Here is an 11,111-nt window from a genome sequence, read left to right as displayed (position 1 = left end):
CGCTGACGACCCAGTTCCGACGTGATCGAGCCAAAAAGCTCGGGATCACGATCAGAAAGGGACTGGGTGAAAAATCCGTCTGAACGGTGCGGGGCATTCACGGGTCATATCTCCTTATAGAGGAACGCAACGCAGCCACGGCTGCGTTGGACGCCATTGCGTGATGTTTGAAGGTGGCCTCAGATCACGCGGTCCCGAGGTTCGCGGCCTTCGAAGAAATCGCTCAGGTTGTCCAGAACCCGAAACCCCATCGCCTCGCGCGCTTCGCGGGTTGCGCTGCCCAGATGCGGCAGCATGACGAGGTTGTCGCATTGCAACAGGTCCGGGCTGACCCGCGGCTCACCATCGAATACATCCAATGCAGCGCCGCCGATCATGTCGAACATCAACGCCTGGATCAGCGCCCATTCATCAATCACTTCGCCCCGTGCGGTGTTGATCAGAAATGCGTCAGGCTTCATCAGGCCAAGTCTGCGCGAATTGATCAGATGGCGGTTGGCTGCGCCGCCCGGACAGTGCAGTGAAACGAAGTCACATTGCGGCAGCAGGTCATCAATGGTAGCCACCTGTCTTGCGTTGCATTCGGCGAGAACATCGGGCGATACGGCGCTACGGTTGCAAACCAGCACGTCCATGCCGAACCCGTGATGCGCACGGCGGGCCATCTCCTGTCCGATGCGGCCATATCCGATGATGCCCAGTGTCTTGCCGCTGACCTTGGTTCCGACCAGATGCGTGGGCCGCCATCCTGTCCACTGACCCGCACGCAACTCGCGTTCGCCCTCACCCGCCCGACGCGCCACCATCAACAGCAGCGTCATGGCGATATCGGCGGTGCATTCGGACAGAACGTCGGGCGTGTTGGTCACGGTCATACCCAACTCGCGTGCCAAGGGCTCGCAGATATGGCTGTAGCCGACGCCGTAATTGGCAAGGATTTTCGTCTGCACACCCGGCACATCCAGTGCCTCGGCGCTCAGCGTGTCCGTTACGGTGGGCAGCACGGCGTCATAGGATTTCAACGCTTGCCGGATTTCAGCCGGGGACATGGGTTTGTCGCCCGTGTTCAAAACGGTGTTGTAGTTCTCGGCCAGCTGCGCCTCGACGGCAGCAGGCCAGCGACGGGTAACCAGAACCGAAGGTTTGACCATCACGCAGCCTCCATCACGCGGGCGATCGTCTCACCGATCACGGCAGGGTTTTCGGCCACGGTGACACCTGCGGCGGACAGGATCTCGACCTTTTCGCTGGCGCTTTCGCCGAAGGCCGAGATGATCGCCCCCGCGTGCCCCATGGTGCGGCCTTTCGGAGCGGTCAGACCGGCGACATAGGCGATCACGGGTTTGGAGATGTGGTCGCGGATATATTCGGCGGCTTCCGCTTCCTGCGGGCCTCCGATTTCGCCGATCATGGCGATGACATGCGTGTCTTCGTCGTCTTCAAACCGTTGAAGGATGTCCTTGAAGGACGATCCGTTGATCGGGTCGCCCCCGATTCCGACACTGGTCGAAACGCCGATCCCGCGCTCTTTCAACTGGGCCGCCGCCTCATATCCCAATGTCCCCGACCGGCCGATGATCCCTACATGTCCGGGAAGATAGATATGCCCCGGCATGATGCCCAACAACGCCTTTCCGGGCGAGATGGTGCCGGCGCAGTTCGGACCGGTCAGAACCATGCGCTTCTCTTTCGGATAGCGGTACATGTACCGTTTCACCCGGATCATGTCCTGTGCCGGAATGCCGTCGGTGATGCAGACGCAATAGCGGATGCCCGCATCGGCGGCCTCCATGATGGAATCCGCCGCAAACGGGGGCGGCACAAAGACCAGGCTGGCATCGGCGCCGGTGGCTTCGACGGCCTGTTTGACGGTGTCAAAGACCGGAACGCCTTCGACGGTTTCGCCCCCCTTGCCGGGCACGACGCCCCCCACCACGTTCGTGCCATAGTTCAGCATGTCCTTGGTGTGGAACCGCGCCATGCGTCCGGTGATGCCCTGCACGATGACACGCGTGTCACGATCGAGAAGAATGCTCATTGCACAACCCTCATTTTGGTGCCCTGAGTAAGGTCGTTTTTCCACGCGCCCACAGCGCGTTCTGCCGCCTCCATCAGCGTCGTGGCGCGAATGATCGGCAGTCCGGATTTGGCCAGGATCTTCTGGCCTTCTTCGACATTCGTTCCGGCCAGCCGCACAACGACGGGAATATCGAGGTCAAGTTCCTTCAACGCCTGAACGACTCCTTCAGCCACCCAGTCGCAGCGGTTGATACCGGCGAAGATGTTGACCAGTATGGCCTGAACATTGTCATCCGACAGGACCAGCCGGAACGCCTTGGCCACCCGTTCAGGCGACGCGCCACCGCCGATGTCGAGGAAATTTGCAGGCTCGCCGCCTGCCAGCTTGATCGTGTCCATGGTGGCCATCGCCAGACCGGCGCCATTGACGATGCAGCCGATGTTGCCGTCGAGCCCGACATAAGACAGCCCGCGATCCGCAGCGCGGCTTTCGCGCGGGTCTTCCTGGCTCTTGTCGCGCAGTTCGGCAATCTGCGGGTGGCGGAACAAAGCGTTGTCGTCAAAGCTCATCTTGGCATCCAGCGCCAGCACCCGGTCATCACCGGTGATGACCAGCGGATTGATTTCAACCATCGTGGCGTCGAGATTGCTGAAGGCGGCATAACAGCCCTGCAACGTCCGCACCATTTGCTGGATCAGTTTGGCTTCAACCCCAAGATTGAAGGCGATTTCACGGGCCTGAAACTCCTGAAGCCCGACGGCCGGTTCCACGATGGACCTGACAATGCTGTCGGGGCGGTCGGCCGAGATATCTTCGATCTCCATCCCACCTTCGGACGAGGCGACGATCATTACCCGCTGGCTGGAGCGATCCAGCACAAAACCAAGGTAGATTTCCCGGTCAATCGGCACTGCGGCTTCGACGTAGACACGATAGATGCCTTTGCCTTCAGGACCTGTCTGATGCGTCACCAGTTTGCGACCGAAGAGATCATCACAAGCCTTGTAGATTTCGTTTTCGCTGGTGCAGAGCTTGACCCCTCCGGCCTTGCCGCGCCCGCCTGCATGGACCTGCGCCTTGACAATCCATTTGTCGCCACCCAGTTCGCGCGCCCGGTAGGCCGCCTGTTCAGGACTGTAGGCAAGCGCGCCTGCGGGCACGTCGACACCGAATTTCGAAAGGACTTCTTTCGCCTGGTATTCGTGGATATCCATCTGATGCGCTCCTGTTTAAGCAGCTATTGAAGTGCCGTAACGGCTTTCCAGCAGAGCTTCGATCGCGTCTTGCTCGACCACTCCGCCCAGCTCACGAATGGCTTCGGCGAACAGGCGCACGATCCGGCTGACGGCCTCGCGATTCAATTGATTGAGGATTCCGATGCGCACCTGCACCGGTTCGCTCAAGGTGGGCCAGATGCCAAACCCGCGGGCGCGGCAGTTCTGCACCAGTTCCATCTCGCGGCCAGAAAGCGCGGAAGGCAGGTTGAGCACGATCAGGCTGGGCATGTCCGAGGTGACCTCGCACCCCATTTCGGTCACCGCGTCCCGAAGAACCTTTTCATGCGTCCGGTAAGACATCGACCGCTTGGCCAGACCTTCCTGCAAGGTCAGGCGCAATGACTCGTGGAATGCCGCAACCGCATATCCGGAATGGGTCCGGTGATAGGTGCCCTTTTCCACGTCCTGCCCATCGACGATGCCCCAGTGGCGGGCCTCGAAGATCGGATTGTGCACATAGGTATAGGCACCTGTGGATTTCAACGTCTCGATATAGGCATCGGCAAAGCTGACAGGGGCATAGGTCAGCGGCAGGCAGCACAGGCCTTTCTGCGGACAGGATGCCCAGCCTGCCACACCCGGATAGTCATCGATCGCAAAGTCTTCGACGCCCAGTGACGAGACCGCATCGATCAGCCCCATGGCGCCATGACGTTCACACGCCTCCGAGAAACCGCGCAGATCGTTCACCCTGCCCGATCCGGTTTCCCAATGCGCCATGAAGGCCCATTTCGGCTTGTGTTCGGCCAGAGTCGCTTCAACCAGTTCAGCCGTCACCGGCCGGCCATGTGGAACCTCGACCACCGTGACACTGGCCGCCTGCGGGTCAAGCGGGCTGGCCGCGTGTTCGGCGGGCGTTGCCGCCTTGATCCGCAGCGTCAACGCGTCGATCCCCGAAAATGTGCCGTTGGTGAAGGCCACAACCTTGTCACCGGGCATGATGGCCGAGAACATGGTGTCCAGAGCGCTCCAGCCGGTACCCGCGACAGCGAAGGTGTAAGCGTTCCGTGTGCCCCAGATTTTCCGCAGCATGTGCTTGCATTCGATCATGCCCCTGAGGACATCGCCTTGCATGTGATCGGCGACACCTGCGCCGGCGAAGGCTTTCAGGACACGCACATCCGTGTTCCCCGGCCCCGGCCCTGCGGCAAGGGTCTCGGGAATTTCGAGCGGAGGGAAAATCTGAAAGGTCATGGTCTGACATCCTCGGCTGTTGGCCGGACATTACGGCCTGATGGTTCAAGATACCGATCAGAAAACGCGAGCTTGCCGGATGGCGCAACGTAACTTACTACTGCTTTTGGATGGCTAATAGTGTGGGTAATTACCTACCTGTTTTGGCAAAAATACGACGGTATACCGAAATTCACCCCACCCTTTTGGGTAGTTTTTTGTAAAATATGGGCAAAATCATATGGTTGAGACATCGGACAAACCCATCGACATCATGCTTGCGGACAGCAACACGCTGGTTCTGTCGGCCATGTCGGAAATTTTCGAACGTGATCCCCGATTCTCTCTGGTTGCCACGTCGGCGACGGCGGAAGGGTTTCTGGGAACGGTGATGCGGATACCTGTGCAGGTCGGCGTCGTGGACTGGACGCTTCCGGCCCTGGGTGCCGCCAAACTGATCGAGGTGCTGCGCGATCAGGCCGATGCACCGCGCTTTGTCATCTATGGCGATGCCTCTGGGGATGTCCCACGATTGGCGATGCAGGCGGGCGCAGCTGGATTTGCAGCCCGCTCGGGCGAGGTCGAAGGCCTTCTTGAGACCTGCGCCGAAGTGGCAGCAGGCAAGATGGTGTTTCCGTTCATCGACGTCCGGAAGATGAAGCAGGATCCGATTCAAAGCCTGTCGCGCAAGGAACGCGCCATTTTGGAGGCCCTGGCACAGGGGATGTCGAACCGGGAACTGTCCAAGGAACTTCAGATATCCACCAACACGGTCAAGTTTCACCTGTCCAATATCTATGAGAAGCTGAACGTCAAAAACAGAACTCAAGCGATTGCGTTTTTCTATTCGTCCCAACGTGGGGCGGACTAGACGACAAGAACAGAGAGCCCAGATGACTGAAATCAAAATTAACGTTGTCGGTGCCGGGCGGGTCGGCAAAACGCTGATCAGCCTTCTGGATGGCACTGATGGCTGCCGGATCCAGGATATTCTGAGCACATCCTTTCAGTCGGCAAATGAAGCCGCCCAGTTGTCCAAAACCGGGCGCGTTGCAGCAAGCTATGCCGATTTGCGGCCAGCTGATCTGTGGATCCTCTCGGTGCCCGACACGCAAATTTCTGCGGTGGCCCACGAATTGAAAGAGGCGTTCGAAAACCAAGAAAAAACCGGGAAGCCCTCAGTGGCGTTCCATTGCAGCGGTTATTTTCCTGCCGAGCAACTGGCGCCGTTGCGAAGCCTCTCATGGTCTCTGGCCAGCGTTCATCCCGTCCTGTCTTTCGCCGATCCACAGGCCGCTGCTGCGCAATTCAAAGAGGCATTGTGCGGGTTGGAAGGCGATGAAGACGCCACAGCGTTCATTCAGCCGCTTCTGGAGGGATTGGGAGCCACCTGTTTTCCCATCCGGTCTGAAAGCAAAAGCCTGTATCATGCAGCCGCTGTGATATCGAACAACTTCGCCGTTGTCTTGCAGGCCATCGCCCGCGAAGCGTGGGCCGAGGCGGGCGTGCCGGACGAAACTGCCCGCAAGCTCAACGCTGGTTTGTTGAGCAGCACAGTCGAAAACGTCGACCTACTTGGCCCACAATCTGCCCTGACCGGTCCGGCGGCAAGAGGGGACTCAGAGGTCGTTGCCCAGCAGGGCGCGGATGTAGCGGCGTGGCACCGCGATGCAGGTGAAATTTACAAGCAAATGAGCCTGCTGGCGCAGAAGCTGAAGGCAACCGGTTTCACGAAGTAATCGCCAGATCCATTGCTGAAAGGCATTTTGGATCCTGCGTTCGAAACGCGTCGCGGAAAAGGGGGGCCCGGGCGTTTCTTTTGCGAATCCCTGAAACATGTTACGTTGGGTCAACTTTCGAGATTTGAATTTTCCCGGCACTCAGTTTCTTGCAGCGCTTTCCTACGAGGTGACTTCATGTCCGACTCCAGCAGTGAGCCCCCGCGCATTACGCTGTCCCTTCCGACCTCTCGACCAAATCCCACGATCTCGGCGGAACTCTCGGGATCGGCCGGTTTTACGGCTGACAGCCTTGACGATCTCAGGCGCGTCGAAGCCGAGAAGCTCAAGGCGCTGCGCCGTGGTGTTGGCATTGACCTGTCTGCCGAGGTGATCAACGATCTGGTCGATCAGCGCGTTCAGGCCACCGGTGCAGTCTTTCGTCAGCTCGAAACCATACGCAAGGATCTGACCGACGGGTTTCTGGGCGCTGTCGTCCCAACCCTTGCCCCGAAACTGCGCGGTGAACTGATCAATCCCGACGGCACCCCTGCCGAGCGGGTAATCGTTGAAGCGCTGCGCCCAACCTTTACCGCCAGTGAAGGCATCGACAACGCGGATTTTTCCTGGGCTGTAAAAGCCGCCGTAACGGATGCGCGGGGCCTGTTTTCGCTGGATCTGCCCAATCTGCGCCTGCCGCAAAATGGCCTCAGATTGCGGATCCGGGGGCAGAACACCACTCTGACCGAAGCAGTGCCGCGCATTGATGCATTGGATGGCGAACTGGGACTTGTGGTGCTGGATCGCACCGTCCTCCCTTTGCAGCGCTCGATCCTGGGTGAGCTTGCCGATATTCTGCCGGTGGATCCCGAGGATGCGGAAGAAAACATATCCGATTTCACCGGCACGCAGGCGCCCATCGTGCTGGGCGAAGGTGATTGCGCTTCGGAATACCGAACCGAAGGAGGCACGGTTTCGCGGCGGCGTTATTCGGTTCTTTATCGGCTAATCGACCCGCTTGTCGGACCGAAAAACATCGTTCGCACCCGCCCCGTTGGCGGCAATCGCTTTGTCACGACAATTCCGGGCGGCACCTTTGCGCAGGCCAATCTTTCTGCCGAAACACTGTTGAGCGCATTCAATAATGACGGCGGAGACTGGGATTTCCGCGATCGGATACCGATTGACGAACCCATTGATATAGAGGATTTTTTCGAAGACCTGGAACAGCGCCCGCAGGATGTGCCAAAAGCTTCCAGCCTGGCGCTTGGCTATATCGCCAAGATGCGTTCAACCGCCGTTCACGCCGGAATGTCATTGGGGCGTCTGGTCTATTCCCTGCCGCTTGCCCCGGGTGAGGAACAACGGATCGTCGTGTCGGAACAGCGCGAAACCCTGACCGTGCGCGAACGCGAAAGCCTGACCTTCGAGGAACAACAGGAATTCGAAGAGGCGCGCGATACCTCTTTCGACAGTACATTCGAAACCGCGCTGGACGAAGTGATCCGGGGAACATCCTCTTTCTCGACCAAGGCGTTCACAAAAAGCTTCGGGGGGGCCGGTGGCATTGGTGGCGGTCTGTTCGGCGGCATCGGGGCCATAGTGGGCGGGGTCGGTTTCAGCGGCGCGCGTTCCAGCTCCAACTCGTCAGGCAGTTCGTCCAACACGCAGAACACGTCACGCGATTTTCTGTCAGACACGCACGAGACATTCTCGGCCGCGCTGGAACGGGCCGCTTCAGTCAAGCGAAGTTCGGCCCGAACCAGCGTTCGCACAGCCACGGCAAGTGATCGGCGGACGGCGACGACAAAATTCGTGGCCAACCGCAACCACTGTCATGCAATGACGATGCAATGGTTCGAAGTTCTGCGCGACTTTTCCCTGGAAACGCGGATCGAAGGCGTGCAATTGGTCGTCTTCGTTCCCATGCAGCTCATCCGCTTTCGCCGTTTGGGGCAAGGCGATCAATTGCCGGGCAATGTCAGCCGGTCCGGATTGCTGAGCCGGTACAAGGTGATCCTGCGCCACGCAGACGTGTTCCGCCGCGTATTCCGAAACCGTCGCAGATTCCGCACCGCCCTCAAACTGCTGGAAGAGTTTTATGCGGACAAGGACGCGACACCGCAGAATGCTCCGGGTGTCGCTCAGGACATCGTCAGCTTCGAGGCTCAGGGCACTTTCATGCCCAATGATGACATATCCGCGGTGATCTTCACGCAGGATGGCGACCGCATTGGGCCAGTGCCCCTGACCGGATCGCCGATCGATATCGACAACCTGCATGACTTGCCTGCCGAGACACGTGAAAACCTTCTGGTTCGGCTGGCTGACGCGCGCCGTGATCCAACGAAGCGGCGGACTTACACCGGATCCGTGGCTTTGCCCCGCTCGGTCGAACGTTCGGACATCGCCCGCGTCGAGTTGCGCAGGCGGACGGGCTCTTTTGCCTATTCATTCTATACCGGCCCCGACCCGATCAACATCTTCAACATTTGGGAACATATCTCGAACCTGGAAGATGCCGATGATCTGGATCGCGCCACGCGCAACATCAACCGGAGCCTTCACACGACGATTTCAGGCTCGGATTTCGACGATCTGGTCGGCGCGCCGATGATCAGCGAGTTCGAAGCGCGCATGAACGAAGACGCACAGACCATCGTTGACGACAACACATTCCAGGCATTGCCTGCAACCCTGCCCTATTCCGTACAGGAAGTGCCGGACGTGCTGTCGCGTCGTGATCTGCGGCGGATCGAAGAAATGTATCAGCATATCGTGGCCGACACCGTTCGCTATTCCCGCGTGATCTGGGCCAGTATGACGGATGAAGAACGGGCCATCCTGCTGGAACGTTTCACGATTGGCGTGCCGGATGGCGGGTTGGATGACGCCTCAAGCGAAATATCGCTGCTCAGCACGGTCCAGAACAAGGTGCTGGGGTTCTATGGCAACGCGATGATCATGCCCTTCTCGATCCCGCCCGATCTGGCCGACAGAATGGAGATGCGAACCGGCGACATTCAGGACAGTCTGCTGGCCTTCCATCGGGAAGACTTCCGGCCACCGCGCCGCACGATCTCGCTGCCGACCCGGGGGCTGTTGGGCGAGGCCGTTCTGGGCCGCTGCAATTCCTGCGAGATGATCGACCATCGCCGCTTCTGGAACTGGCAGGACAGCCCGACGCCACCCCCGGTTGGTGACACGCCGGTCCTGCCCGCGGACAGTGATGCAATCTTTGGCACCCGTGCGCCATCGGACCTGCCGGCCAATCAACCTTCGAACACGCTTACCATCGCAGGGGGCGACATCGGCACAGGCCAGGCCGTGCCCACTTCGCAACTGGCCGAGATCCTCAAGGCCGCGCCTGATCTTGCACGGGCGGGAACCGATCTGACGGGACTGAAAGAGTTGCAGGCGCAACTGGCCCTTGAAACGCAATCGGTCGCCGCCGGTCGGGACAAGGCCATAGACACGGCGACGGATCTGACCAAAGAGCTTGTCGGCAAGGCCACTGAGCTTGCCGGCAAGGGCCAGGAGATCGCCGCGGCCCGCAAAGAGGAAGAAGCCAAGAAACAAGCTGCCGAAAAGAAAAAGTCAGCTGCCGACAATGCCGCAAAGATCAAGGGGTTTGAGGATATCGCCAAGAACGCCTCGGGTGTTTCTGCGCTGATCGGCGGGCAACCGGATGGCAACCGGGCGGCCTTCACGCAAAACCTGTTCAAGGATTTCCCCGGCGGTGCCGCCGCTCTGGCCAATCCCTCCAACACGTTGCTTCTGGCCAAGCTTTTCGGGGCCTTTACCAAAGCCAATACGGATGCGGATGACGGCAGCGCAACCAAGGCCGGCAGCCAATCCGTTCTGGATTTCCTCAATGGCCTGAGCGCCCCTGCGGAGGACGACGATGAGTGACACCAGCACGAATGCAACCGCCGAACCCGGCATCGATGAAAGCCTTGCCGAGGCCATCATCAATATTCTCGAAACCACCAATTCTCCGGCGATACAGCGCGCCCGAGAGGTGATTGCCCACAGGCTTGCCATCGCAGGCGACATTGCCCCATCCCGCATCCCTGCGCCGCGCAATATCACCGAGATCGGCGGCTACATAAATCTGCTGAGCGAGTATGGAGAGGCCGAACAGCGCGCGCGCATGATCGCGGCCGCTCTGGGCATAGCGGGGCCGCAGATTTCGCTGCCACAGCCCGGTGCCGTTCCTCCGCTGTCCTTTGTCACCCGTGATGGCGCCCGACCTGCGGGGCCACAACAACCCAGCTTCCCGTTGACCTATACGATCCGCAGCGACTTTGTTCCGGCCTTTGACAATGCGGTGCAGGAAATCACGATCCGTGGTGGCGCGGTTCCGATTTTGACACCTGTCAGAACACTGCCTGCTGCGGGGTCTGCTCCCGCAACAGACGGCTCTGCGCAGCTGGCTCTGATCGGCCGAACACTCAGCTTGGCGCCAACTGCGGCTTTGCACGCCGTGGCAACCGATCCCCTGTCGCTCAGCCGCCCGACTGCTGGTGGCGGTTTCGAGGTATTGGTTCGGGTCATCGACGCCGCCGCTCCGATCGCCGGAACCATCGCGGCGGCGAACTGGACAAGTTGGGAGTGCGACACCACTGCCTGTACCGAAGTCGACAGCAATGATGCGCGCTTTGCGCTCACGCCGCTGCTGAACGCCGCCGGGTGGCACCAGCCCGCTGATCCCGGCAACCCGACCAGTCTGTCAAATCCCGGAACCTGGGCGGCATGGCGCAACATCACCGGGCTTGTGCCGGGCGTCACGCGGTTTGCGGATGAGCTGCAACTGCTTTATTCCGCTGAAATGCTCATTACCTCGCCGGTCTTCAATCAACTGGACAATGTCTGGACAGGAAGCGAGTTCGCTGCGCCATAGCACGGCTGCCTGAAACGCAC

8 protein-coding genes are annotated in these 11,111 nt (G+C 59.7%); 4 read left to right on the top strand and 4 right to left on the bottom strand.

Translation table 11 applies throughout. The features are described from left to right. Positions 1-179: 179 nt before the first annotated feature. Genes GS620_RS21395 through GS620_RS21380 form a run of 4 tightly spaced genes read right to left on the bottom strand, consistent with a single transcriptional unit; the run spans position 180 to position 4,491 of the window. Entirely contained in the window at positions 180-1,151 is a 972-nt protein-coding gene (locus tag GS620_RS21395; protein WP_171331939.1) for a D-glycerate dehydrogenase, read from the bottom strand. Then, positions 1,151-2,038 (bottom strand): succinate--CoA ligase subunit alpha, encoded by an 888-nt coding sequence (gene sucD, locus GS620_RS21390; protein ID WP_171230723.1) that lies wholly within the window; start codon positions 2,036-2,038, stop codon positions 1,151-1,153. The genes GS620_RS21395 and sucD overlap by 1 nt, the downstream gene beginning before the upstream one ends. After that, complete coding sequence (locus GS620_RS21385; RefSeq protein WP_171617680.1) at positions 2,035-3,234, bottom strand: malate--CoA ligase subunit beta; 1,200 nt, start codon at positions 3,232-3,234, stop codon at positions 2,035-2,037. The genes sucD and GS620_RS21385 overlap by 4 nt, the downstream gene beginning before the upstream one ends. A 15-nt stretch (positions 3,235-3,249) precedes the next feature. Further along, positions 3,250-4,491 (bottom strand): aminotransferase class V-fold PLP-dependent enzyme, encoded by a 1,242-nt coding sequence (locus GS620_RS21380; RefSeq protein ID WP_171617679.1) that lies wholly within the window; start codon positions 4,489-4,491, stop codon positions 3,250-3,252. A 220-nt stretch (positions 4,492-4,711) separates the two neighbouring features. Here GS620_RS21380 and GS620_RS21375 point away from each other — a divergent pair, with 220 nt between their 5' ends. The 4 genes from GS620_RS21375 to GS620_RS21360 all read left to right on the top strand — a co-directional run bounded on the left by GS620_RS21375 (position 4,712) and on the right by GS620_RS21360 (position 11,091). Continuing rightward, positions 4,712-5,341 carry a response regulator transcription factor gene (locus tag GS620_RS21375; protein ID WP_253284016.1) on the top strand — a complete coding sequence of 210 codons (630 nt, stop codon included), beginning with the start codon at positions 4,712-4,714 and terminating at the stop codon, positions 5,339-5,341. 22 nt (positions 5,342-5,363) lie between these two features. Next, positions 5,364-6,209, top strand: a complete 846-nt coding sequence (locus GS620_RS21370; RefSeq protein WP_171617678.1) for a Rossmann-like and DUF2520 domain-containing protein — start codon at positions 5,364-5,366, stop codon at positions 6,207-6,209. A 177-nt stretch (positions 6,210-6,386) separates the two neighbouring features. Then, positions 6,387-10,100: a hypothetical protein gene (locus GS620_RS21365; protein ID WP_171617677.1), complete on the top strand. Its 3,714-nt coding sequence runs from the start codon at positions 6,387-6,389 to the stop codon at positions 10,098-10,100. Then, positions 10,093-11,091, top strand: coding sequence for a hypothetical protein (locus GS620_RS21360; protein WP_171617676.1), 999 nt, complete (start codon positions 10,093-10,095; stop codon positions 11,089-11,091). The genes GS620_RS21365 and GS620_RS21360 overlap by 8 nt, the downstream gene beginning before the upstream one ends. The last annotated feature ends 20 nt before the right edge of the window (positions 11,092-11,111 follow it).

The organism is Ruegeria sp. HKCCD6428 (assembly GCF_013110595.1).
In the GTDB taxonomy this organism is placed as follows: Bacteria; Pseudomonadota; Alphaproteobacteria; order Rhodobacterales; family Rhodobacteraceae; genus Ruegeria.
This window is presented reverse-complemented; position numbering and strand designations above follow the sequence as displayed.